Source organism: Aquaspirillum serpens DSM 68, from assembly GCF_000420525.1.
Lineage (GTDB): Bacteria > Pseudomonadota > Gammaproteobacteria > Burkholderiales > Aquaspirillaceae > Aquaspirillum > Aquaspirillum serpens.
The window spans coordinates 1-24,616 of the sequence record NZ_ATVC01000022.1 but is presented as its reverse complement, the minus strand read 5'-3'; the positions used below and the strand labels follow the sequence as shown (position 1 = coordinate 24,616).

Sequence of the window (24,616 nt, the reverse complement as noted above, 5' to 3'; positions counted from 1 at the left end):
ATGTTACAGATTGAAAAACTGAATCAGTTTTATGGTGGCAGTCATATCTTGCGGGATATTTCGTTCACTGCTGCTATCGGCGAGGTGACCTGTGTATTGGGCCGCAATGGGGTAGGGAAAAGTACGCTGTTGCGCTGTTTAATGGGGGTTTTGCCGATTGCCAGCGGCCAGATCACTTGGCAAGGCCAAGTGGTCAATTCTCTTTCCCCGCATCAACGGGTACAGCGTGGCATGGCGTATGTGCCGCAGGGACGGGAGATTTTTGCTCGCCTATCGGTAGAAGAAAATTTACGCATGGGGCTAGCGCGTTTTCGTGGCGCTAAAGGGCGGCAGATTCCCTCTTCGGTCTATGACATGTTCCCCGTGTTGGCACAAATGCGCCACCGGCGAGGTGGCGATCTCTCCGGCGGACAACAGCAACAATTGGCGATTGCTCGAGCCCTAGTCAGTGAGCCGTCATTGCTGATTCTAGATGAGCCAACCGAGGGCATTCAGCCTTCGATTATCAAAGACATCGGCCATGTGATTAAACAACTGGCGGCACGCGGTGATATGGCAATTGTGTTGGTGGAACAGTATTACGATTTTGCCGAGGCGCTTGCTGATCGTTATGTGGTGATGGCGCGTGGTGAAGTGGTGCAAGCCGGTGCCGGACAGGCGATGGTTACCGAGGGTGTACGAGAGTTATTGGCGATTTAAGCCACATGAACGAGAGGGGAACACCGGTGTGGTATGCCAGTTTGCAACTACGCTATGGTCAACGACATGGGCGTACCGTCCCGATTTTGCGCCAGCATCAAGGCCCATTGCGGGTACAAAAACATTTTGTGCAACCGGATGGCAGCTGTCAGCACATTATTTTGCATCCCCCCGGTGGCATTGCCGGTGGTGATGTATTAGCACTCGACATTGCCTTAGAGCAGGATGCCGATGTGCTTATCACATCGGCTGGTGCGGCGAAGTGGTACAACGGCTTTGGGCAAGCGGCACAACAAACCTTGACCGTCAACTTGGCGCGGCATAGCCGTTTAGCGTGGCTGCCCTTGGAAACCATTGTCTTTGATGGTGCACAGGTGCAATCACAAAACCGTTTTGATCTGCAACCCGATGCCGCTTTGCTGTGGGGGGAGGTGGTGTGCTTTGGCCGTCCTGCCGGTAACAAACCATTTCAACAGGGATATTGGCGACAGCGCACCGAAATTTGGCGACAACAGCAGTTGTTATGGTGTGAACACACGCGCCTAGCTGCCAGTGATCCACTATGGCAGTCGGCGATTGGGCTAGGTGGTCACAGTGTCATCGCCACTTTGCTGTGGACAGGGCAGATTCCTGATGCCTGTCACCAAGAAATTTTGGCTTTGCCCTGCAAGGGGGAGGCAGGAGCAACACAACTACCCGAAGTGTGGCTGGCGCGTTTTATTGGCGACAGCGCAGAAGCGGCGTGGCATTGGTTACGGGCGGCACGAGAACTGCTTTATCCCCATACCCATCAGCGACATGCTGATACCCCACGAATTTGGCGTACCTAGTCGAACAGCAATAACAAAGGAGGATGGGATGGAGCTGAGCCCACGAGAAAAAGATAAATTATTGATTTTCACCGCTGCGCTATTGGCCGAGCGGCGACGGGCACGCGGTTTGAAACTGAATTATCCCGAAGCGGTGGCATTGATTAGTGCGGCGATTATGGAGGGGGCACGAGAGGGCCGCACCGTCGCAGACCTGATGCACTATGGCACTACCTTGTTAGGTCGTGATGATGTGATGGAGGGAATTGCCGAGATGGTGACAGAGATTCAGGTCGAGGCAACTTTTCCGGATGGCACAAAACTGGTCACTGTGCACCAGCCCATTATTTAATCAGCGAGAAAAACATGATTCCAGGACAAATTCTTCCTGCCGCCGGTGACATCACGTTGAATGAAGGCCGCGATACGCTGTCGTTGGTGGTGGCAAACAGCGGTGATCGGCCGGTGCAAATTGGCTCGCACTATCATTTTGCCGAGGTGAATCGGGCGTTGTTATTCGACCGCCAACAAGCGCGGGGGTATCGCTTGAACATCCCTGCTGGGACAGCGGTGCGTTTTGAACCCGGTCAAAGTCGCACGGTGGAGCTGGTTGCTTTTGCTGGCACGCGCCACGTGTATGGCTTTCACGGTGATGTGATGGGGGCATTATGAAAATCTCACGACAAGCCTATGCTGAAATGTTCGGCCCGACGGTGGGTGACCGAGTACGTTTGGCCGATACCGAATTGTTTGCCGAGGTTGAATATGACTACACCGTGTACGGTGAAGAGGTGAAATTTGGCGGCGGTAAAGTGATTCGCGATGGGATGGGACAAAGCCAAGCGCTAGCAGCAGATGTTGCTGATACGGTATTGACCAATGCTTTGATTTTTGACCATTGGGGGATTGTCAAAGCCGATATTGGTTTGAAACAGGGCCGTATTGTGGCGATTGGCAAGGCCGGTAACCCAGACATTCAACCCGCGGTGGACATTGTGATTGGCGCTTCGACCGAAATTATTGCGGCGGAGGGGATGATTGTTACTGCCGGCGGCATTGACACGCATATTCATTTTATTTGCCCACAACAGATCGAAGAAGCCCTGATGTCGGGCATTACCAGCATGATTGGCGGTGGCACCGGCCCAGCCACAGGGACCAATGCCACCACCTGTACTCCCGGCCCGTGGCATATGGCACAGATGTTAAAAGCCGCAGAAGCCTTCCCGATGAATTTAGGCTTTACTGGCAAAGGCAATGCCAGTTTACCGGAGCCACTGCGTGAACAAGTGCGCGCTGGGGCGATTGGCTTAAAACTGCATGAGGATTGGGGTACTACACCAGCGGCGATTGATAATTGTCTGACAGTGGCAGATGAAATGGATGTGCAGGTGGCGATTCATACCGATACCTTAAACGAATCGGGTTTTATTGAAACGACACTGGCCGCATTCAAAGGCCGCACCATCCACACTTATCACACCGAGGGGGCCGGCGGTGGGCACGCGCCAGATATTATTAAAGCCTGCGGTGAACTGAATGTATTGCCCAGCTCCACCAACCCGACTCGCCCCTTCACCATCAATACCATTGACGAACATCTCGATATGCTGATGGTGTGTCATCACCTCGACCCGAGTATTGCCGAGGATGTGGCATTTGCCGAAAGCCGTATTCGACGCGAAACCATCGCAGCCGAGGATATTTTGCACGATCTTGGTGCATTTTCGATGATGTCCTCTGATTCGCAAGCCATGGGGCGGGTGGGAGAAACCATTCTGCGTTGTTGGCAAACAGCCGACAAAATGAAACGGCAGCGTGGGCCATTGCCCGAAGACGGTCAGCATCATGACAATGCCCGTATTAAACGCTATCTCGCCAAATACACCATCAATCCGGCCATTACCCACGGTATTTCGCATGAAGTCGGCAGCATTGAAGTTGGGAAACTGGCCGATTTGGTGTTGTGGAAGCCGATGTTTTTTGGGGTGAAACCGAGCTTAATTCTCAAAGGCGGTATGATTGCGGCGGCGGTGATGGGTGATGCTAACGCCAGTATTCCCACGCCACAGCCGGTGCATTATCGGCCCATGTTCGGTAGTTATGGCGCCGCTGTCGCTGCAACAAGCGTGACTTTTATATCCCAAGCTGCATTAGAGGCTGATATCGGTGGGCAGCTTGGTTTGAAAAAGCGTTTGGTTGCGGTGCAAGGCTGTCGTGAGGTGAAAAAGACCGATTTATTGCACAACAACTATCTGCCGGTGATTGAAGTCGATCCCGAGAATTATCGCGTAAAAGCCGATGGTCAACTGTTGTGGTGTGAGCCGGCACAGGTCTTGCCTTTAGCACAACGCTACTTTTTGTTTTAGGAGGCGGCGATGTTGGTATTACGACAATTTTGTCAAGAAGGGGTGCCGGTGGCCGAGTTGGTCTTGCCATTCGAATTACGCACCAAACGCCGCTTATTGACGCAAACCGCCGATGGGGAAGAGGTCGGGGTGTTATTGCCCTCGGATAGCCGCAGTTTGCGCGAGGGAGATTATTTATTGGCTGACGATGGGCGTTGTGTCGCGATTCGGGCTGCTGATGAAAAATTGTTGCAAGTGCGTTGTGCCGATGCCGCCAGTTTGGCGAAAGCCGCTTATCACTTGGGCAATCGCCATGTCAAAGTGCAAGTGGGACAGGGTTGGCTGCGTTTGGCGGAAGATGACGTTTTGGCCGAGATGTTGTGCCAAATGGGGTTGGTGGTAGAACGCATTATTGCACCGTTTGAGCCAGAACAAGGGGCGTACGGCGGCGGCCATCACCATTCACATGGGCAAGAATCCGCGTTTCACTACGCCCCCAAACTCCATTTATTTGGCCGCCATCATGATGCCGCTTAATGTTGCTGCTTTGCAGTGGCTACGCCTAGCCAGTCCTGCCCTGCCGATTGGTGGCTATAGCTACTCGCAAGGGTTAGAGACCGCGTTAGACCTCGGTTGGGTGTATGACGCGAAAAGTGCGGAACATTGGCTGTCTGCCATTTTGATGGGGCCCTTGGCACATTTTGATGCCGCTTTGCTGGCGCAGGCGTGTCGGGCGGCGGCGGCGGGTAACCAAGCCCTATTGGGCCATCTTAATCAACGGGTATTAGCCAGCCGTGAAAGTCGAGAGCAGCGTTTAGAAACCGAGCAAATGGCCTATTCCCTGCATCAATTACTGTCGGTGTTGCCAGAAGGTGCCGAGGGGTGGCCGGAGCAATTGCAAACCCCGTATAGCTTGCCGGTGGTGTGGGCGGTGGCGGCACATCAATTTGCCATTGCAGGCGAGGCGGCGGTGGCGGCATGGTTATGGAGTTGGTTAGAAAATCAGGTCATGGTGTTGATGAAGGCGATGCCGATGGGCCAAAGCGCCGGACAACAACTGATTTCCGCCCTGTTGCCACAGCTACACGAGGCCACTGCCTTGGCGTGGAATCTGCCAGAAGAAGAACTCAACAACTTTGCTCCACGCTTTAGCTTGGCGGCACTGAAACACGAAACCCAATACAGCCGCTTATTTCGGTCATAAATTTTCATTTTCAGAGGACACAACATCATGAAACAACCCGCTTTGCGTGTGGGTATCGGGGGGCCGGTCGGCTCAGGAAAAACCCATTTAACGTGGGCGTTATGTCAGGCTTTGCGCGAGCGCTACAACGTAGCGGCGGTGACTAACGACATTTACACGCAAGAAGATGCGCAATTTCTGGTTAAAAACGAAGCCCTTGCTGCTGATCGGATTATTGGGGTTGAAACTGGTGGTTGCCCACATACGGCGATTCGCGAGGATGCGTCGATCAATCTTGAAGCCGTAGCGCGGCTTAATCAACGACACCCAGGGCTGGATATTATTTTTATTGAAAGCGGTGGCGATAATCTGGCAGCTACCTTTAGCCCAGAATTATCCGATTTAACGCTGTATGTGATTGATGTCTCTGCCGGTGACAAAATTCCCCGCAAAGGGGGGCCCGGTATTTGTAAGTCCGATTTGTTGGTGATTAATAAAATCGACCTTGCACCGATGGTTGGGGCATCGTTAGAAGTGATGGAGCGTGATGCCAAGAAAATGCGTGGTGAACGTCCTTTTGTGTTTTCTAACTTAAAAATCAATCACGGTTTAGAGCACATCATCCAGTTTATTGAACATAAAGGCTTATTAAAATTAGGAGAAATCGATGCGTAAAGTTGTTGCTGCGATGTTGATGGTGTTATCTGCTACGGCCAGTGCGCATAGCGGACATGCCGACGGTGGCTTGTGGCACGGTCTTAGCCATCCTTTTGTTGGCCTAGATCATATTTTGGCGATGCTGGCTGTGGGTTTATGGTCGGCACAACAGCGAGATCATTTGCGTTGGCAAGCGCCGGCAGTATTCTTGTTAATGTTGACTGCTGGCGCGGTGATCGGCTGGCAAGGCGGGGCTTTGCCGTGGTTGGAACAAGGCATTGCCAGTTCGGTATTGTTAATGGGGTTGTTGCTGATCGCGTTGAGCCGTATCGCTCCGAGTGTGGCACTGGTGTTATTTGCATTGTCTGCCCTGTGGCATGGGGCGGCGCATGGGGTTGAAATGCCGGCGGCAGTGTCAGGTTTGCACTATGGCATCGGTTTTGTGCTTGCGAGTGCTATTTTACATGGCCTTGGTTTTGTGCTGGTACGAAGCCTTGCTGGTCGTTCGCCGGCTGTGCTGATCAGTCGAGTGTTAGGGGGTGGTTTGACCGTCTGTGGCGGTACCTTGTTGGCACTGAGCTTTTAATCATTGCAAACGGGTGGTTTTCTCGGCATACAATAGCGCTTCGCCATTCCACACGGAACGCTGCTATGGAAAGCCACCTGATTGAATTAGAAATCCAACTGGCTTATCAAAACGAGTTGGTCGAGTCGCTCAACGCTACCGTTGCTCGTCAACAGCTGCAAATTGACGAGTTAGAAAAAAATGTGCGTTTGCTGTATCAAATGATCTTGCACCATGCACCCGATATCCCCGACCCACGTTCGCTAGAACAAGAAATCCCGCCCCATTACTGAGCCAAGACTCCACTAGCCCAGCTCAACGAGAGCTGGGCTTTTTTTCGATCATCTTTCGCAATCGGCAAAATCTGTGCTGTAATGAAAGCAAAGTAACTATATCAATAACGTAAAAATAAACGTTATTTGGTAATTAAATAAATTTTTTGGTGTTTTTATGAAAATTCTCTTTGCTGATGATTGTCATATAGCGGCGTTACCGGTCATTTTGTACTTGGAAAAATGTGGTTATACCGTCAACCATGTCGAGAACGGTCAGCAAGCGATTGATAGTTACTTGCAAGAAACCCCCGACTTGATTTTGATGGATGTCATGATGCCGATCATGGATGGAATTGAGGCAACCAAAACTATTCGTGCCTTATCGGAAGACCACTGGGTTCCGATTGTGATGATGACAGGACTCAATGAGCAGAGTGACATTCTAAAAGGTTTCGATGCTGGCGCTGATGATTATGTGATTAAGCCAGTTAATCTACGTTTATTGCTGGCGCGTTTAAATGCAATGCGGCGTGTAGTGATGATGCAAGAGAGTTTATTTAATATTCTCGATAATGTATTTGAAGGAATTATTACTATTGATCAAAAAGGGTTGATTAAAAGTTATAATCGGGCTGCTGAACGAATCTTCGGGTATGCTTACCATGAGGTTTTGGGTGAAAATATAAAATGCTTAATGCCAAAACCTTATTCAGAGAAACATGATGCACATCTCGAACGCTATCAAAAAGACCGTACAGCGCACATCATTGGCGTGGGCCGTAAAGTGCAGGGGCTCCGGAAAAATGGCGAAGTGTTTCCCATGCGATTATCCGTAACTGAAATTCGCCGCAACCATGAAACATTATTTATTGGCTTGGTCAGTGATATTTCTGAGGAAGAAATTGGTCTCAGAAAAGTCGAATTTTTAGCGATGCATGACAGTTTAACCGGACTGCCAAACCGAGCCTATCTAAATGAAACGATGGAACTTATCCTCCATTCGGCTGCTTCCAGTGACAAGAAACATGCTTTGTTATTTATTGATTTAGATGGTTTTAAGCCCATTAATGATGAATTAGGCCATGATTGTGGTGATCAGGCGTTAAGAATCATTGCCCAACGTCTGCGCAGTCATTTACCGGCAGACGATTTTGTGGCACGAATTGGTGGTGATGAATTTGTTGTGTTGTGTTATGACGTACAAACAGCAGAAAATGCCTTGAAAATTGCTGGGCGTTTGTTAGAAGCGATTAAAGGCGTGATGCTATTAAATGAACAACCACGCCAGATGAGTGCCAGTATTGGCATTACCCTCATTCCACAGCACGGGAAAACAGCGACCGAGTTATTAACTTTGGCTGATAAAGCGATGTACCAGGCAAAAAAACAAGCAAAAGGCAGTTTGATATTGGCTGGGTTAAGCGTATGAAGATTTTTTCTGTGGCTGGGCGATGTGTTCGCGCAACAAGGGCAGATAATTTTCAATTCGATTGCTAATGTGGCAAACATGGTGAAAACGTGCGGCGATTGACCATAATGTTGCTTTGGTTTCTAAATTATGTAATTCATTCTTGATCACCGTAGTAAAACCCACTTGGCTAATTAAGCTAATCAAGCTTTGTACCGTTTTAACCAATTGTGCTGGTTCAGTAATTTGTAAGAACATCGCTTCTTTGTGTAGAGGCCATTGCTGTAAAAACAATTGCACAATATGTTGATATAAACTGTGTTCACCACCAAAGCGTTCGAGTGCGGCAGCTAAATTAAATTCTTCTACAGGGTCTTCTTCAAATAACGCCAATAAACCACTGTGGTGGTGTGTTTCGTGTGGCTGTAGTGCGCGCAACAGTTGTTGATGGTCGATGGGTTTGTCCAGCACATAATCAAACCCACAACCTGCTAGCTCGTGGATGGTGGTTTCATCAAAAGACGCCATTGCAATAATGCAGCGACACTCGGCTTGCCGCAGGGTTGTCACCAAGCTAGACCCTAGTCCATCGGGTAACTGAATATCTATCAAAGCATGGCTGAAGGGTTCGCCTGCTTCGATCAACCGTCTTGCCTCGGCTAAATCTCCGGCCATCGCTAAATGGGCACCAGATTGTTCTAGCCAACAACGCAACAAAACTTCGTGAATCAATGAATCTTCGACAATCAGCACACGGCTATGGGCAGGCACGGGCACGATGGCATCCTTTTGCTAGAAAACAAATTCGTTAAAAATTTAAGTGTTTGATTGATTTTAGCGGGAAACAAGGTGTTACGTGATGCGCCTTGTCAAATTTTTAATGAATTTTTAGCATTTAACGTTTTTGTAAAATGTCTGCTATTTGCTGCAGTAAACCTTGTTTGGATACCGGTTTTGTGGCAATGGCATCAAAACCGGCTTGGCGGATTTCGTCCTGTTCAATTGCCATCGCATGCGCTGTGTAGGCAATGACTGCTGGTTGGTTGCCTCGGTAATCTTGGCGGATGCGTTGACATAGGCTGATGCCGCTTTCCCCCGGCATACTGATGTCTAACAACACAAGATCAAAATCTTGTTGTTGCAAAATTGCCCATGCCTCAGCCGCGTCTTTCACTGCCCGCACTGCATAACCGGCTCGTTCTAAAAACAGGGTGGCGACGCGGCGATTGATTTCTTCATCATCAACAATTAAAACTGAGGCATGTTTTGTCATGGCTAAGTGTCCTGTAATGGCAGTTCAAGAATAAAACAACTCCCTTGGTTGGGCGTTGATTGCACTTGAATGTTACCACCCATCAGGCTACTTAATTCACGTACTAATGCCAAGCCCAAGCCAGAGCCGCCTTGTGAGCGCGTTACAAACCGTTCGATTTGGCGAAATTTGTCGAAGATATACGGTAAATCTTCTTCATTGATGCCAATGCCGGTATCGGTGACTTTAATCATCAAATGATGGGGTTGTCGGGTGGCTTCAATGGTTACCTTGCCTTGTGGCGTGTATTTAATTGCGTTATGTAGCAAGTTGCTGATGATTTCACTCAAGCGAACTGGATCGACCTCGGCGCAGCCTAATTGTTCACTGTCCCATCGCCGTTCAACAGAAAGATTTTTTTGACGGGCAAAATGTTGGTGTTGATTGCAGGCCTGTTGCAAGATCTCGGCCAGTTGACACGGCTTGGTTTGTAACGTCATTTTGCCGGCTTCAAGTCGTGCTAGGTCTAACACCATATCAACATGTTGATGTAATTGCTTACCGCTGCTGTGAATCATCACGGCCAATTCACGGCATTCTTCGACTTCTTCGCTTTCTTGGATCAATTCAGCTGCCCCTAAAATGCCATTAAGCGGTGTTCTTAATTCATGTGACATGTGGGCAAGGAATTCAGACTTCATTTTATTAGCTGATTCTGCTGCGGCTTGGCTGCGTTGTAAGCGGTGGGCTTGCCATAAAATATAACCACCAAATAACACTAAGAACAGAGAGCTAAATCCGCCTAGTAAAATCAGATATTCTTGTCTTTCTTCATGCTCTTGTAAAATAGAGCTATCTTTATGCATCAGCACCACAGAAATGGGGAATTTATCGAGTGTCGTGGCCGACAGTTGCCACGTGTGGTTGCCATAACCCGTAAATTGTTTTTGGATAAAAGGCTGTTTTGGATTTTTTAATAATTGGAACCAAGGGTGATGAGCAATATTTTCCCCCATTTTTAAGAAACCTGCACTTTTGGTGGTGCGAATAATGCCATCTAAGCCCACTAACAAAATCACGCCATTATGGTTGGTATGGACATCTTGATAAAGTTGAGTAAAGTAAAATGGATCGACTGAGACCACGACTACCCCACCAAAATCACCATTGGGTTTATTGATACGGCGAGTGAATTGAATTGACCATTTGCCAGAAGACCGGCCTAAAATCGGTTTGCTAATAAAAAGCCCACGATCTTTAGCTTGTTTATGCACTAAAAAATGCTCACGGTCACGCAAATCAACTCGCTTAAAATCGCGCTTATTGGTCATGGTTAAAAAACCATGCTCATCGATAATGCCAATTTGAGTAAAATAGCGGTTAATAATCACTTCTTGTTCAAGAAATGACACAATATCAACTTGTTCGGGAGATTTTTCGTAACGAAATTTAAGAAAACGGGTGGTTTGATCGACTTCACGAATCACGCTATCGATATGTTCCTCTAAGGCACGGACTAAATTACGATCAATTTCTTGTTGGTGAGTGATACTGATTTTTTTATCATGCTTAATCAGAGCATTAATTCCAAACCATAGCCCTAACAAAACGCAGAGTAGGAAAACGGGCAAAATGGTGGTGAGATGGTGTGAAGATAAGAGACGTTTAAACATCTGTCTCTCCTAGTTGTAAATAATGGGTCAGTTCTTCATTGAGGGAATTCATAATTTTTTCTAGTTGTTGGCTATCTTCGAACGGAAAATCATCCGATTGTGTGAGATGTTGTCTCAGTGTGTGTACGATATCTTGGCCGATTTGGCATTGAAAAATGCCAAAGGTGGCAGAGAGCTGATGTAGAAGCTGTCGCAGGGCGGGTAAATTGTGTTGTTGTAGTTGGGCGAGGTGCAGAGGTAACTCTTGTGCATATGCTTGTGCTAACAGTCGAAACCCTTGTTTGTCGCCGCGTAACGGGGCGAGGGCATGCTCTGGATTAAAGTAACGGTAGTTTGTCATAGACTGTTGCCCTTATCATAAGCATCTAGCCTCAAGAGTAGAGTAATTTTTCTAAAAAACCCACTCGGATGTTCCCTAGTATTGGGCAAAATCGTGAATAAATTATTCGGTGAACAATCAAATTATTATCGAAAAATGGATATTAAAAAAAGAAAATCATTAGAAAAGATCATTAACCTCGGCGCAATATCCGCACTTTCTCCTTTATTTGCGATTCAATCTGTTTTAGCAAGTCAGGCGGCGGTCATTCAAGGCATCCGTACACTACAAGGTCAGGTATGGATCAATGGTCGGCTTGCTAAAGTGGGTGATTTGGTGCGCCGAACTGACCGGATTACCACAGGAAAACATGCCCATGTGGTGTATGTCATTGGTGAGGAAGCCTATTTACAACGCGATCAATCCGAAGTCTTGTTTGGCGAAGATGCACAACAGTTTTTTCGGGTTATCACTGGGAAATTGCTGGCTGTATTTGGACGCGGTGAAAAAACCTTACATACGCCAGTGGCAACCATGGGGATTCGGGGGACGGGTTGTTATTTCGAGGTAGAACCAGAGCGAACCTATTTTTGTTTGTGTTATGGCTGGACTCATCTTCAGCCGACGGCCAACCCACAACAAGCTATGCGCTATACCTCGTTTCATCATGATCGGCCGGTGTATATCTACCCCCGAGAACAACAGCCGATTGAGCCTGTCCCCGGGGGCGTTTATAACCATACCGATGATGAGTTATTGATGTTAGAAGCGCTGCAATATCGCAGCCTGCCGTTTGACATCAACTCATATTCAGAGGGTAGTTATTATTAGGCAATTAACTGAAACGCAGAGTGTCACCTTGTTTCAAAAATTCAAGGTTCAGCTCAGCACCTTGGCTTAATGCTGCGGCAGGTGTTGCTGCAGCTTGTTGTGCCTGAATTTGCGCGTGTAGAACAGCAAGTTGGCTGAGCTTAGCGATATTTTGCATCGACAGCAGTTGGCAATACACCAAAGGCAGAGCGCCGGCTTGGCGGATATGAAACAGGGCTTCTGCTGGCAAGGCGTTAAATGCCGCCTCGTCAACACGGAACAAACCTTCCACTGTTTTATCGCCCTCGGCGGTTTGCACAGTTAACGGCCACGGCACAATTAATTGATACTGCTGTAAAACATCACACATCTGCCGAGTGGCGGCATCTGCCGTTTTGACATGGCCGAGGAACGTCAGCAATTCATTGATGACTTGGCTTGGTTTACCTGGCTCATCAAAGAAATGCTCACCGCCTTCAGAGGTTAAATGATCGCCGGCTTCATCAATACATAACACCTGCTGTCCGTCTGTGCTGTCCAACAAGGCAAATGGATGGCCGCGATAGCGAGCAGGGATATAGTCACCCGCCCAACGACCATCAGGTAACACCAACAGGTTTTGGTTAGGTTGCAGTCCTTGTACTGCCACCACGGTAAAACGATCGTTCACTGGGACAAATGCAATAGCAAGGCTTAACACCGCTTTTGCCAGTTCCGGTGCTGTCAGTGGGGCAATGGCATCCGTAGCGGCAAATAAATAGTTGGAGTAGCGTTTCCATTGTTGATTACCGTGGCGCTCAAATGAAATGGGATGGTATTGCGGCATAGTCTCTACCTTTGTAACAAGCATCATGAAGTTGGCGGATTCTGACAAAAAATGGAGGGGATGACCAGCGAACTGCTGCGACTTCATGAGATTTTTAAACGAACATCTTTCTTTTGTCACAAAATCGCTTTACGATATGACAAATTGAATGGCTGCTATCAAAAAAGCCATCTATATAGAGGAGAACAAAGATGTCAGAAACAACGATTGCACTACCCGAATTGGCGCAAGCGATTTCGTCTTATATCAGCCAACAGGCGGATACCCCCGAACCCACGTTAGAGATTCAACCTTATGTCTACACCTATCCCAATGCTGGGATTGGTGAGCATACGGCACAGGATTTGCGGACTTGGTTGTCGGTGGTGGCGCATGCTGCTCAATCTGGGATGCGTTAGCAACCAAGCTAAAATGAAAAAAATGTATGAAGGCAGATTCCAAACTTGGGATCTGCCTTTTTATTTGCCAAAAACATAACACAAATTTTCTTTTGGCATAGCAATTTATTGATTACCTATAAGTCATTATGTGTTTTTATAAAAACTTCGTCATTGTTATTTTAATGTGTATAAGATAAATTATTCTGATAAATGTCAATTCTTTGTTTTTGTTGTTTTAATTGTTTATATCTTCTGCTTTAATGGTATTAGACAAAGGTGTTAATAAAGCCAATTCGAGGTTTAAGTCTGTGATGATGACATTCGGTGGCGGTAAAAAGAGAAAGGTAGATACCATGAAGCAGCGGACGAACAATGTTGTTTTACATTTAATTTTGCAACAGGCACAGGCCGAGTTTGACGATCAGGAGTTGGTTGATGGTGCGTTTTTAGTAGCGGTGGGGCGTGCTATGAATCGTCTGTGTCTCAAAGCAACATCTCTTGCTTTAGAAGAGCATATTCATGTTCGCCGAGTGGAGCAGAATGTCTTTGTGTGGTCGGATGTTGCGCGGTTGCAATGCGAGGTGTTTTTGCTGAAGTTTGCTGAGTTGTTCATTGCGATTGCTGCAGAAATTGGTGCTGAGTATGAAGCAAAGTTATTTGTCCCTACTAGCATCGATGAGCAGGAGATTTTGTTTGGAGGCAAAGCAAGCTGTCATTCGAATCGACCCTGTGTCGCGGTGGAAAAACTCGGTGCTTATTCGCGGAAAAATATTTTCCGGCTAACACGCTTATCCAACCACGCGGCAAAGCATTCTCAGTGTGATGTTGAAATGGTCTAGCGGCAAAAAAGACCCCAAAGAATTATCAATGGGGTCTTGTGCCTTACTTATTCTTGCCGCATTTGTGGGAACAAAATCACATCACGGATTGATGGTGCATCGGTTAACAACATCACCAAACGGTCAATACCGATACCACATCCGCCGGTTGGCGCCATGCCATATTCCAAAGCACGGATGTAATCTGCATCAAAGTGCATTGCTTCATCATCCCCCGCATCTTTTTGCTCAACCTGCTTCAAGAAGCGTTCGGCTTGGTCTTCTGGATCGTTCAACTCTGAATAGCCATTTGCCAACTCACGCCCCACCACAAACAATTCAAAACGCTCGGTGATACCGGCGCGTTGATCGCTAGCACGGGCTAACGGCGAAACTTCTGCTGGGTAGTCGATAATAAAAGTTGGCTGCCACAGCTGGCTTTCTGCACTTTCCTCAAACAACGCCAACTGCAAACTACCGAGGCTGGTTGCCGGTGGCAATTTACCGCCCAAGCGTTTGATTTCATTGCTCAACCATGCGGTATCATTGAGCTGTTCATCAGTGTATTGTGGATTGTAATGACGGATGGCTTCTAAAATGGTGAAACGGGCAAAAGGTTGGCCTAAATCGACTTCACGACCATTGTACTGCACCACGGTGGTACCACAGGCGGCGATGGCGGCTTGGCGGATAATGGTTTCTGTGAGGGTCATCATCCGTTGGTAATCTGCATACGCCTCGTAGAATTCCATCATGGTGAATTCTGGATTGTGGCGGGTGCTCATCCCCTCGTTGCGGAAGTTGCGGTTAATCTCAAACACGCGCTCCAATCCACCGACTACCAAACGTTTCAGGTACAGCTCTGGAGCAATCCGCAGATAAAGCGGCATGTCTAATGCATTGTGATGAGTCACAAACGGTTTGGCTGTGGCACCGCCGGGGATGGGGTGCATCATCGGTGTTTCGACTTCCAAATAGCCTTCGCCAACCATCGTTTCCCGCACATTTTGGATAATTTTTGAGCGTTGAACGAAGGTTTTGCGGCTGTCTTCGTTGACGATCAAATCCACATAGCGTTGACGATATTTCTGCTCTTGGTCAGTCAAACCGTGGAATTTTTCTGGCAGGGGACGCAACGATTTGGTCAATAAACGCAATTCGCTGACATTAACCGACAGTTCGCCTTTATTGGTTTTAAACAAAGTGCCACGGGCGGCCAAAATATCGCCCATGTCCCAATGTTTGAATGCCGCGTGCACATCAGCACCCACGCCTTGATCGTTAATATAAAACTGGATCCGGCCAGAGCCATCTTGCACGGTAGCAAAGCTGGCTTTCCCCATCACCCGTTTTAACATCATCCGGCCTGCCACACTGACAGTGATGGCGAGTTGTTCTAACTCTTCTTTGCTTTTATCGCCATATTGAGCGGCTAAGTTTGCGGCCAGATGTTCACGTTTAAAATCATTCGGGAAAGCAATGCCTTGTTCGCGTAAGGCATGCAGTTTTTGCCGACGTTCAGCAATAATCTGGTTTTCATCAACAGCGATCTCGCTGGCGGGGGTATGTGCTGACATAAAAAATCCGTAATTTAAGTAGAGATTGCGTTAAGGATTACACGCCTTGTTTCAGGCTCGCTTCAATGAAACCATCCAAGTCGCCGTCCATCACCGCCCTGACGTTACCGACTTCTACGTTGGTGCGTAAATCTTTCACCCGCGATTGATCGAACACGTAAGAACGAATTTGGTGTCCCCAACCCACATCGGTTTTGCTGTCTTCAAGCGCTTGTTTTTGTTCATTGCGTTTGCGTAATTCTAATTCGTATAAGCGCGCTTTCAGCATCGACATCGCCTCAGCACGGTTTTTATGCTGTGAGCGGTCGTTTTGACATTGCACAACAATCCCTGTTGGGTTGTGCGTGATACGGATGGCGGAGTCGGTTTTGTTAATATGCTGACCACCGGCACCCGAGGCACGATAGGTATCAATCCGCAGATCGGCAGGGTTGATTTCAACCTCAATCGAATCATCGACTTCGGGATAAACAAACACACTGGCAAACGATGTTTGACGACGATTGTTGGAGTCGAATGGACTATTACGCACTAAACGATGGACGCCAACTTCGGTACGCAGATAACCGTAGGCATATTCACCGCTGATTTTCAGGGTGGCGCTTTTAATGCCAGCTACTTCACCTTCAGATTCTTCGATCACTTCGGCTGTAAAGCCTTTGCGCTCGCAATAACGCAAATACATCCGCAACAACATCTGCGCCCAATCTTGCGCCTCGGTACCACCCGCGCCAGACTGAATGTCTAAGAAGCAGTTGTTCGGATCCATCGGGTCGGAGAACATCCGGCGGAATTCTAATGTCGCTAGCAGGTTTTCAATTTCATCTAAATCGGCTTTGACTGCCAAAATAGTATCGGTGTCTTCTTCTGCCTTACCCATCTCTAACAGCTCGCCGCCGTCTTCTAGGGTTTGGCTGATCCGGTCGATCACAACGACGACATCTTCAAGTTGTTTTTTTTCACGGCCCAATTCTTGCGCCCGTTTCGGGTCTTCCCAAATCGTGGGGTCTTCACTGAGGCGGCTGACTTCTTCTAGGCGTTCTTGTTTGGTGGGATAGTCAAAGATACCTCCGAATTTCGTCGTTACGGGCGGCGAGATCGGCAAGCTGGTTATCAATTTGGTTGAGAACTTCGGCTTCGAGCATGGTGGATCCTGAATGCAAAAATGGCTTCAAAAACCGCAAATTATAACCTTAGGCGTGCTGTATTTACACTAAAAGATGTGCCATGCCAGACTGTAATATGCTTTTTTGGAATGAAGCTGTAATGATTTGTTCGTTTTATGCCTATTGCAAACTGGTCTTGAAACGGTTAGCTTTAACGACACCGTTAATTTTTCTGCCCCTAATCCTTTTTATTGAGGTGAACAATGCGTATTGAAACCTTAGCCGTGCATGGCGGTTATTCTCCTGATCCCACCACCAAAGCCGCCGCTGTGCCGTTATATCAAACAGCCAGTTATGCGTTTGATAGCGCGCAACATGGGGCAGATTTATTTGACTTGAAGGTACAGGGCAATATCTACACCCGTATCATGAATCCAACAACTGACGTATTGGAAAAACGGGTTGCGGCGTTAGAAGGTGGCATCGGTGCGTTGGCGCTGGCTTCCGGTATGGCGGCTATTTTGTATTCGATTCAAACCATTGCAGAGGCTGGCGACAACATTATTGCCACTTCAACGCTCTATGGTGGTACCTATAACCTGTTCGCACATACCTTGCCGCAATTAGGCATCGAAGTGCGATTTGTCGATTATCGCCAACCAGAACAAGTGGCTACGTTAGTCGATGCCAAAACCAAAGCCGTGTTTTGTGAATCGATTGGTAACCCATTAGGTAATGTGGTTGATTTCGCTGCCTTCGCTGAGGTGGCGCATCAGAACGGTTTGCCGCTGATTGTCGATAACACGGTGCCAAGTCCATATTTGTGCCGTCCGTTTGAGCATGGCGCTGATATTGTGGTGCATTCTTTGACCAAATACATGGGCGGTCATGGGACGACTATCGGCGGTATCATCGTTGATTCTGGTAAATTCCCTTGGGGTGAGCATAAAGAACGCTTTGTTCGTCTCAACACACCAGACGTCAGCTATCACGGTGTGAACTATGTCGAGGCATTAGGCGCTGCTGCGTATATCGCCCGTGCTCGTGTTGTCCCATTACGCAATATGGGCGCAGCTATTTCGCCATTTAACAGCTTTATGATTTTGCAAGGGATTGAAACCTTGCCATTGCGGATGGATCGTATCTGCGAAAACACGCAACAGCTGGCGAAATTCTTGCTACAACATCCACAAGTGGCTTGGGTGGAATACGCCGGTCTGGAAGGTAGCCCGTCTAAGGCCTTGGTTGATCGCTATATGTCTGGTAAAGCCTCTGGCATTCTGTCGTTTGGCGTGAAGGGTGGACGTGAAGCGGGGGCGGCTTTCCTTGATCGGTTACAACTGATTACCCGTTTGGTCAATATTGGCGATGCTAAGAGCTTGGCGACTCATCCGGCTTCTACGACTCATCGCCAACTTAACGATGAAGAATTGAAAAAAGCTGGTGTGTCTGCTGATATGGTGCGTTTATCGATCGGCATTGAACATATTGAAGATTTGATTGCCGATGTGACACAGGCATTGGAACCGCAAGCCTAAACACAGCGTCCTCCTCGCTGCGTGCTTGAATATCGCAGCGAGGAGGTTTGCTCATGCTTCACCTGCCCCCCTCACCCTGCTTCCTGTTACAATCCCCGCTTAATTATCTGCCTGCACTGAATGTGTAATGGGGGTCGTATGTATTTTGTTGATCGTTCTGTTGCTGTTATCAAACCGAAACAACCGTTTCTCGATTGGTTAAATAATATGCCAGACAACGACATTGATTTGTCGTTAGATAATCTGCGTGCAGATTGCACCGTGTTACTGATTCCGGAATACGACGAACCTGAAGAAGGCGTTGCTTATATCGACGAGATTTTCGAGCGTGTGTTCGAGATGGAATTGTCGAGCTGGTATGAAGATAACACCGTCTGGCCGACAGATCGTTCTCTGAAAGCTTTTTGGGAATGGTTTGATGTTGAATTTCACTCGATGTTGATTGATTCATTAGACGAAGACTTAAGTAACACCCCAATCTAAGTTATCCCTAAATCATCATCTCTGCCTTGGCCATGCCGCCTAAGCAACAGTATCCCTTGCAACCCAGCCGCCAGCGACGATACGCACTGTTAATCCTGATGGGGCTTAGCACGCTGTTGTTGTCGCTGACCCTCGATGCGCTGTGGTGGTCTGTCCTTCCTTTGTTATGGGGAGGATATTGCTGGCGCGAAAAAATGCCTGCTATTGCTTTTGCGCTTGAACCGCAGGGAGGTTTGTTGTTGCAAACGGCGGCAGGTAAATGGCTGCCGGTGCAGTTGGATACCCAAACCCGAATTTGGCTACTGTGGCTGGTACTCAGCTGGTCGGGCGGGCGGTATGTGATTTGGCCTGACAGTTGTCACCAAGAAGCCCAGCGGCAGTTGCGCATCTGGTTACGTTGGCATTGGGCCTTTGCCTCTTCTTCCTCAATGGTAATAAAAAATTGACTGCTTCCACGCTTTTAACAGAACACACACCCTTAGCAACATGGTTATCACACTTAGAATCGCTACATGGTCAAGCGATTGAATTGGGGTTAGACCGTGTGCAACAGGTCAAACAGCGTTTGCAACTTACCCCAACTTGCCCAGTATTTGTTGTGGCAGGAACGAATGGCAAGGGCTCGATTTGTGCGCTGTTATCAACCATGTTGCGGGCCGCTGGGTTTCGTGTCGGGACATACACCTCGCCGCACTTATTACGCTACAACGAGCGTGTGCGTATCGATATGGAAGAAGCGTCTGATACGGCAATTTGCGCTGGACTCGCTGCTGTCGAGCAAGCGAGAGGGGATATTTCCCTGACCTATTTTGAATTCGGTACGTTGGCAGCCGTGGCGTGTTTTATGCAAGCCGAAGTGGACGTAATGGTGTTGGAAGTGGGGCTTGGTGGGCGTTTAGACGCAGTGAATGTCTTTGATGCTGACTGTGCCATTATTTCAAGCATCGACTTAGACCATCAAGATTGGTTAGGCGATACTCGAGAGTTAATTGGGCGTGAAAAGGCGGGGGTATTCCGTCAGGCAAAACCGGTGGTATGTGCCGATCCAGAACCGCCGCAATCTCTGTTAGATCACGCTCACGCTTTGGCCTGTCCGCTTAGAGTATTGGGGCGTGATTTTGGTGGGCAGCGTGGCGAGGGCCAGCAATGGTTATTTTGGTCGAATGAAAATCGCCGTGGTGGTTTGCCTGTTCCTGCTTTACGCGGCAACTATCAAATCCATAATGCCAGTGCTGTGATTGCGGCACTGGAACTGATGCACGATAAGCTACCCGTATCGATGGGTGCGATTCGGCGTGGTTTGGTGGAAGTGGAATGGCCTGGGCGGTTCCAAGTGTTACCTGGGCGGCCTGTTGTGGTGTGGGATGTGGGGCACAATCCACATGCGGCGCGTGGTTTGGCTGCCAACCTTACCCAACTGAGCTTTGCACAACACCGTTACGCTGTTTTTTCTGTCCTAGCAGATAAAGATATCGATGGTGTGATTGCACCGTTGAAAGATCAATTTGATACGTGGTTGATTGCACCGATTGATCATCCCCGTGCATTGCCGGTGGCGGCGATTGCTGAGGCTCTGCAAAATCATGGTATCAGCGCGATTGAAACCCTACCTTCGGTAGCAGAGGCTTGGCAGTTGGCTTTATCGCGTGCCGATGAAAATGATAGAATCGTGGTCTTTGGGTCGTTTTTCACTGTGGCGGCAGCTGTCCAAGTGGGCCGACCATAACAGACGCATTTCCTAAGTTTGCCGAAGGATGGGCATGAGCCGCGATAATCAAGCTGATTTGATCACGTTACGCAAACGTGCCCGCCGCCGCTTGGTGGGAGCAATTGCCTTAACTGGTATCGCTGTCGGTGTTTTATGGAATGTGGTGGACAACGCCCCACCGAATGCCGATTTGCGTCCAGAATCTGTCGATGTGGTCGGGGCCGTTGTCGCACCTGCGACACCACCGACGGCTGAATTACCGCAACCGAATGAACCGGTGGAAGCGGCAGTACCGACCCCAGTATCACCGGCGGCTGTCCCCGTGACCCCGCCGCCTTTGGTGATGCCAAGCGGCCCGATTGCCGTACCCAATTCCACGCCGCCTAAAGCCCCTTCACCGCCTAAGCCCGAGCCAAAACCAGCACCGGTGGTTGAACCAAAACCAGTTGAAAAACCAGTGGTGAAAGTTGAGCCGGTGGTCAAAAAGACCGAAGAGAAGCCCAAACCTATTCCAGAGGTTGCTAAACCGGTGGAGAAACCACCGGTGGCAGAAAAACCGAAACCTGTGGTTGAACCACCGCCAAAAGTAGTCGAAAAACCGGCGGAAAAACCTAAGCGCGATCCAGCTGCTATCTTAGAAGGCCGCTTTGATGAAGCAGCGGCAGATAAGAAACCGGCTGCCAAAGCAGCTGAAACTAGTGCTGGCGCCAACAAGCGTTATATCGTACAGATTGCCGCATTATCCGATGCAGCCAAGGCAGATGAGCTGCGGGCAAAATTGGCATCAGTTGGGGTACAGGCAAAAATTTCTCGTGTGGAAACCAGTAAAGGTGAAATCAGTCGTGTTCGTTTAGGGCCTTTTAACAACGAGCAAGATGCAAAAGCGGCTTTGGCAAAGGCAGCTCAGGTTGGAGTCAGTGGAATTTTAATTCCACAGTAACAGCATGAATATTCTCGATTATCTTATCATCGCTGTTTTGGGTGGCTCGGCTTTGTTGGGGCTCTTGCGCGGTTTTACCCGTGAAGTGTTTTCTCTATTTGCATGGATTGTTGCCTTTATTGCTGCACGTAGCCTAACCCCTGCTTTGGCGGATTGGCTGCCAGTCGGTGAACCGGGCAGCTTGTTACGACCGGTATTAACTTTTGTCGCGCTGATGGTCGTGGCCAGAATGGTGCTGGATATTTTTTCTCGTCTGGTGGCGGCACTCTTGCGGGGAATTGGCTTAGGCCCGCTCGATCGTCTATTGGGCTTAATTTTTGGCAGCATTCGCGGTGGCGCTTTTGTCCTGCTATTGGTATGGTTCGCTGGTTTAACTGATTTCCCACGTCAATTAGTGTGGCAAAAATCGTTGTTGATGGGGCCATTTGAAACCTTGGCCCAACATACCACAACGTGGCTGCCGGCTGTGTTGGCACAACAAATCAACTTTTCAGATTATTTCTTTGTGATCCCTGAACGGCCAGCTTGGATGCCTGCGCCGTCAGTATCGCCTAACCCTCGCCCTTCTCCTGCAACAAACTGAACGCGCTTAGCGCAGAGGCTTGAATAACTATGTGTGGCATTCTCGGTGTGGTCGGTCAATCGCCGGTCAATCAACTTTTGTATGACGGATTACAAATCTTGCAACATCGCGGTCAAGATGCCGCAGGGATTGTAACGGCCAGCGGCAACAGTTTTCACATGCACAAAGGTAGCGGGATGGTGCGTGATGTGTTCCGCACCCGCAATATGCGCTCGTTATTTGGCCATGTGGGTATTGGTCATGTGCGCTACCCGACTGCTGGGTCTGCCTCGAATTTGGCCGAAGCACAGCCTTTCTATGTCAATTCGCCCTATGGCATTGTGTTGGCGCACAACGGTAATTTGACCAATACCGATGAATTAAAAGAGGAAATGTTCCGGCAAGACCTCCGCCATATCAACACCAATTCTGATTCGGAAGTGTTGTTAAACGTCTTTGCCCATGAACTGCAAAGACATATTTATGGCCGCGAATTATCGGAAGAAGCGGTTTTCCATGCGGTGGTTGAGGTCAACCGCCGCGTTAAAGGTGCGTATGCGGTAGTGGCGATTATCGCTGGCTTTGGCTTAGTCGCTTTCCGCGATCCAAACGGCATTCGGCCTTTGGTGTTGGGGATCAATCGTAACGGCCCGATTTCTGAATATATGTTGGCTTCCGAATCGGTAGCACTGGATTGTTTAGGATTTAAATTAGAACGAGATGTCGCCCCAGGTGAAGCGGTGGTGATTCGCTTTGATGGCACGATGTCTAGCCGTATGTGTGCTGATCCTGCACCCCATACCCCGTGTATGTTTGAATATGTTTACTTTGCGCGTCCTGATTCACTGATTGATGGTGCCAGTGTCTATCAAACCCGTTTGTTGATGGGTGAAAAACTGGGCGACAAGATCCGCCGTGAATATCCACAACTGGCTGATATTGATGTGGTGATTCCAATTCCAGACACCAGCCTTCCTTCAGCGTTACAACTGGCAAACCACCTCGGTTTACCTTTCCGCATGGGCTTTATCAAAAACCGCTATGTGGGACGTACCTTTATTATGCCGGGGCAGGCTACGCGTAAAAAATCGGTGCGGCAGAAGCTCAACGCAATTGGTCACGAATTTGCCGGTAAGAATGTGTTATTGGTCGATGACTCCATCGTCCGTGGTACTACCAGCCGTGAAATCGTACAGATGGCGCGTGATGCCGGCGCAAATAAAGTGTATTTTGCCTCTGCTGCGCCGGCAGTTCGATTCCCGAATGTGTATGGCATTGATATGCCGACACGGGCGGAATTGTTAGCCACGGGTCGCACAGAAGAAGAAATTGCCCGCGAAATTGGCGCTGACGCCGTGGTGTATCAAGACCTCGACGCCTTGAAAGAAGCGGTACATGTTGCTAATCGCAACTTGGTTGATTTTGAAACATCCTGTTTCGATGGCCGCTATATCACTGGTGATATTGATGAAGCGTACTTGAATCAAGTCGAAAGCTTGCGTAGCGATGCCAACGGTCAGCGTCATGATGCTAAGACACAAGGTATGTTGGACATGAATTTAAATGTTGCTGAGCAAAATTTAATCTAACAGCTTGTTTATGTTGTGAATTTTAAAAACCCCGCCTTGTCATGGGCGGGGTTTTTTTCGGGATTTTTATTTTTGTTCAGTACAAAACTTTGACAAATTTATAGTTTTCTCTATCCTTCTCTCTAACAAGGGAGAAAAACGATGCGCATTGCTGTGATTGGAGCTGGGATTGCTGGTTTATCTGCAGCATGGTTGCTGCGAAACCATCATCAAGTGACGTTATTTGAAGCCGAACATCGTGCTGGTGGCCACAGTAATACCGTGGATATTGAGGTGGAAGGTCAACACTTGGCGGTGGATACCGGCTTCCTCGTACATAATGATAGAACCTATCCAAACTTAATTGCTTTATTCGATTTGCTCGGCGTAAAAACATATCCGAGCGAGATGAGTTTTAGCGTGCGAGTAGAAGCATCGAGTTTGGAATGGGCCGGCACTAACTTAAATACTTTATTCGCTCAACGCAGTAATCTGGTTTCGCCTTCATTTTGGCGCATGTTGCGCGATATCTTGCGTTTACACCAACAAGCACCGCAATTGTTGGAACAAGCCCGACAACAACAATGGACTTTAGGCCAGTTACTCCAGAACAGCGGCTTTAGCCGTGAAATGCAAGAAAACTATTTGTTACCGATGGGTGCGGCGATTTGGTCGGCACCGGTGGCGAAGATGCGCCAATTTCCTGCGGCTTCTTTCCTCAGTTTCTTTGACATCCTCCCCGGCCTGAAGGCCGGAGATTCCTACGGCGCTCAGACGCGGCATTGAGCCGCATCTGAGTCGCTTCGGTGGGTTCCTGCTGCTGGCGGCATTGCTGCACCGCTCACTTCACAGGCGAACCGGGCGTGTCCCGCCCTTAAAACATTGATCGCGCCGACCAGATCGGCGTTTTCCTCGAAACCGCACTTGACGCACGCAAACTGTGCCTGCGTCTTGCGGTTGTCCGCCGACACATGGCCGCAGCACGGACAAGTGCGGCTGGTGTTCTGGGGTGGCACGACAACCAGCCAGCCGCCGTTCCAGACCAGCTTGTAGTCCAATTGGCGACGGAACTCGCCCCAGCCTTGGTCGAGGATGGACTTATTCAGACCGGA

30 protein-coding genes are annotated in these 24,616 nt (G+C 48.6%); 22 read left to right on the top strand and 8 right to left on the bottom strand.

Annotated elements, in window-relative coordinates; all coding sequences use genetic code 11:
- From urtE to G465_RS13745, 11 genes are all read left to right on the top strand, one after another.
- Entirely contained in the window at positions 1-699 is a 699-nt protein-coding gene (gene urtE, locus G465_RS0106065) for an urea ABC transporter ATP-binding subunit UrtE (RefSeq protein WP_022653587.1), read from the top strand.
- A gap of 5 nt (positions 700-704) precedes the next feature.
- On the top strand, positions 705-1,529 hold the full coding sequence (locus G465_RS0106060; protein WP_027405225.1) for an urease accessory protein UreD: 825 nt from the start codon (positions 705-707) through the stop codon (positions 1,527-1,529).
- A gap of 28 nt (positions 1,530-1,557) precedes the next feature.
- Positions 1,558-1,860 (top strand): urease subunit gamma, encoded by a 303-nt coding sequence (locus tag G465_RS0106055; protein ID WP_022653585.1) that lies wholly within the window; start codon positions 1,558-1,560, stop codon positions 1,858-1,860.
- A 14-nt stretch (positions 1,861-1,874) separates the two neighbouring features.
- Positions 1,875-2,180 carry an urease subunit beta gene (locus G465_RS0106050; RefSeq protein ID WP_022653584.1) on the top strand — a complete coding sequence of 102 codons (306 nt, stop codon included), beginning with the start codon at positions 1,875-1,877 and terminating at the stop codon, positions 2,178-2,180.
- Positions 2,177-3,877, top strand: coding sequence for an urease subunit alpha (gene ureC, locus G465_RS0106045; RefSeq protein WP_022653583.1), 1,701 nt, complete (start codon positions 2,177-2,179; stop codon positions 3,875-3,877). The genes G465_RS0106050 and ureC overlap by 4 nt, the downstream gene beginning before the upstream one ends.
- A 9-nt stretch (positions 3,878-3,886) precedes the next feature.
- Positions 3,887-4,393 carry an urease accessory protein UreE gene (gene ureE / locus G465_RS0106040; protein WP_022653582.1) on the top strand — a complete coding sequence of 169 codons (507 nt, stop codon included), beginning with the start codon at positions 3,887-3,889 and terminating at the stop codon, positions 4,391-4,393.
- On the top strand, positions 4,380-5,060 hold the full coding sequence (locus tag G465_RS0106035) for an urease accessory protein UreF (RefSeq protein WP_027405224.1): 681 nt from the start codon (positions 4,380-4,382) through the stop codon (positions 5,058-5,060). The genes ureE and G465_RS0106035 overlap by 14 nt, the downstream gene beginning before the upstream one ends.
- A gap of 27 nt (positions 5,061-5,087) precedes the next feature.
- A complete protein-coding gene (gene ureG, locus G465_RS0106030) occupies positions 5,088-5,714 on the top strand; it encodes an urease accessory protein UreG (RefSeq protein WP_022653580.1) in 627 nt (208 codons plus the stop codon).
- On the top strand, positions 5,707-6,282 hold the full coding sequence (locus G465_RS0106025; RefSeq protein ID WP_022653579.1) for a HupE/UreJ family protein: 576 nt from the start codon (positions 5,707-5,709) through the stop codon (positions 6,280-6,282). Before ureG ends, G465_RS0106025 begins: the two co-directional genes overlap by 8 nt.
- 65 nt (positions 6,283-6,347) lie before the next feature.
- Entirely contained in the window at positions 6,348-6,554 is a 207-nt protein-coding gene (locus tag G465_RS0106020; RefSeq protein ID WP_022653578.1) for a SlyX family protein, read from the top strand.
- 157 nt (positions 6,555-6,711) lie between these two features.
- A complete protein-coding gene (locus G465_RS13745) occupies positions 6,712-7,965 on the top strand; it encodes a GGDEF domain-containing response regulator (RefSeq protein WP_022653577.1) in 1,254 nt (417 codons plus the stop codon).
- Here the strand turns inward: G465_RS13745 and G465_RS0106010 are convergent.
- The 4 genes from G465_RS0106010 to G465_RS0105995 form a co-directional block, all read right to left on the bottom strand.
- Entirely contained in the window at positions 7,954-8,721 is a 768-nt protein-coding gene (locus tag G465_RS0106010; protein ID WP_022653576.1) for a response regulator, read from the bottom strand. The genes G465_RS13745 and G465_RS0106010 overlap by 12 nt on opposite strands.
- A gap of 118 nt (positions 8,722-8,839) precedes the next feature.
- Positions 8,840-9,217 (bottom strand): response regulator, encoded by a 378-nt coding sequence (locus tag G465_RS13740; protein WP_022653575.1) that lies wholly within the window; start codon positions 9,215-9,217, stop codon positions 8,840-8,842.
- A 2-nt stretch (positions 9,218-9,219) separates the two neighbouring features.
- The gene (locus G465_RS13735) at positions 9,220-10,869 is read right to left on the bottom strand and encodes a sensor histidine kinase (RefSeq protein ID WP_022653574.1); all 1,650 of its coding nucleotides are present in this window, start codon (positions 10,867-10,869) and stop codon (positions 9,220-9,222) included.
- Positions 10,862-11,209 (bottom strand): hypothetical protein, encoded by a 348-nt coding sequence (locus G465_RS0105995; RefSeq protein WP_022653573.1) that lies wholly within the window; start codon positions 11,207-11,209, stop codon positions 10,862-10,864. Before G465_RS0105995 ends, G465_RS13735 begins: the two co-directional genes overlap by 8 nt.
- Before the next feature lie 93 nt (positions 11,210-11,302).
- Between G465_RS0105995 and G465_RS13730 the strand changes: the two genes are divergently transcribed.
- Positions 11,303-12,019, top strand: coding sequence for a FecR family protein (locus G465_RS13730; RefSeq protein WP_155846504.1), 717 nt, complete (start codon positions 11,303-11,305; stop codon positions 12,017-12,019).
- Between the two features lie 4 nt (positions 12,020-12,023).
- Here the strand turns inward: G465_RS13730 and G465_RS13725 are convergent, their stop codons facing one another.
- Positions 12,024-12,851 carry a SapC family protein gene (locus G465_RS13725; protein WP_162138817.1) on the bottom strand — a complete coding sequence of 276 codons (828 nt, stop codon included), beginning with the start codon at positions 12,849-12,851 and terminating at the stop codon, positions 12,024-12,026.
- A gap of 164 nt (positions 12,852-13,015) precedes the next feature.
- Here G465_RS13725 and G465_RS0105980 point away from each other — a divergent pair, with 164 nt between their 5' ends.
- Together G465_RS0105980 and G465_RS0105975 are read left to right on the top strand one after the other, a co-directional pair.
- Complete coding sequence (locus G465_RS0105980) at positions 13,016-13,222, top strand: hypothetical protein (protein ID WP_022653570.1); 207 nt, start codon at positions 13,016-13,018, stop codon at positions 13,220-13,222.
- 335 nt (positions 13,223-13,557) lie between these two features.
- Positions 13,558-14,043, top strand: a complete 486-nt coding sequence (locus G465_RS0105975; RefSeq protein WP_022653569.1) for a hypothetical protein — start codon at positions 13,558-13,560, stop codon at positions 14,041-14,043.
- A 47-nt stretch (positions 14,044-14,090) separates the two neighbouring features.
- Here the strand turns inward: G465_RS0105975 and lysS are convergent, their stop codons facing one another.
- Together lysS and prfB are read right to left on the bottom strand one after the other, a co-directional pair.
- Complete coding sequence (gene lysS / locus G465_RS0105970) at positions 14,091-15,599, bottom strand: lysine--tRNA ligase (RefSeq protein ID WP_022653568.1); 1,509 nt, start codon at positions 15,597-15,599, stop codon at positions 14,091-14,093.
- A 37-nt stretch (positions 15,600-15,636) separates the two neighbouring features.
- A protein-coding gene (gene prfB / locus G465_RS0105965) for a peptide chain release factor 2 (protein ID WP_155846503.1) occupies positions 15,637-16,744 on the bottom strand; the annotation gives its coding sequence in 2 pieces (ribosomal slippage) (positions 15,637-16,659 and positions 16,661-16,744; 1,107 coding nt in all).
- Positions 16,745-16,968: 224 nt separating this feature from the next.
- On the opposite strand from prfB, the gene G465_RS0105960 reads away from it, so the two are divergent.
- From G465_RS0105960 to G465_RS13710, 8 genes are all read left to right on the top strand, one after another.
- Positions 16,969-18,243 carry an O-acetylhomoserine aminocarboxypropyltransferase/cysteine synthase family protein gene (locus G465_RS0105960; RefSeq protein WP_022653566.1) on the top strand — a complete coding sequence of 425 codons (1,275 nt, stop codon included), beginning with the start codon at positions 16,969-16,971 and terminating at the stop codon, positions 18,241-18,243.
- A gap of 138 nt (positions 18,244-18,381) precedes the next feature.
- The gene (locus G465_RS0105955; protein ID WP_022653565.1) at positions 18,382-18,726 is read left to right on the top strand and encodes a hypothetical protein; all 345 of its coding nucleotides are present in this window, start codon (positions 18,382-18,384) and stop codon (positions 18,724-18,726) included.
- 56 nt (positions 18,727-18,782) lie between these two features.
- Complete coding sequence (locus G465_RS0105950; RefSeq protein ID WP_155846502.1) at positions 18,783-19,172, top strand: hypothetical protein; 390 nt, start codon at positions 18,783-18,785, stop codon at positions 19,170-19,172.
- A complete protein-coding gene (gene folC / locus G465_RS13720; RefSeq protein ID WP_022653563.1) occupies positions 19,169-20,452 on the top strand; it encodes a bifunctional tetrahydrofolate synthase/dihydrofolate synthase in 1,284 nt (427 codons plus the stop codon). Before G465_RS0105950 ends, folC begins: the two co-directional genes overlap by 4 nt.
- A 34-nt stretch (positions 20,453-20,486) precedes the next feature.
- On the top strand, positions 20,487-21,374 hold the full coding sequence (locus G465_RS0105940) for an SPOR domain-containing protein (protein ID WP_022653562.1): 888 nt from the start codon (positions 20,487-20,489) through the stop codon (positions 21,372-21,374).
- 4 nt (positions 21,375-21,378) lie between these two features.
- Entirely contained in the window at positions 21,379-21,957 is a 579-nt protein-coding gene (locus G465_RS13715; protein WP_022653561.1) for a CvpA family protein, read from the top strand.
- Between the two features lie 29 nt (positions 21,958-21,986).
- Positions 21,987-23,525, top strand: coding sequence for an amidophosphoribosyltransferase (gene purF / locus G465_RS0105930; protein ID WP_022653560.1), 1,539 nt, complete (start codon positions 21,987-21,989; stop codon positions 23,523-23,525).
- Positions 23,526-23,666: 141 nt separating this feature from the next.
- Positions 23,667-24,290 carry an FAD-dependent oxidoreductase gene (locus G465_RS13710; protein WP_022653559.1) on the top strand — a complete coding sequence of 208 codons (624 nt, stop codon included), beginning with the start codon at positions 23,667-23,669 and terminating at the stop codon, positions 24,288-24,290.
- On the opposite strand, the gene G465_RS15380 is transcribed toward G465_RS13710, so the two are convergent.
- A partial coding sequence (locus tag G465_RS15380; RefSeq protein ID WP_022653558.1) for an RNA-guided endonuclease InsQ/TnpB family protein occupies positions 24,275-24,616 on the bottom strand: 342 nt, incomplete at its 5' end. The two genes, G465_RS13710 and G465_RS15380, sit on opposite strands and share 16 nt — an antisense overlap.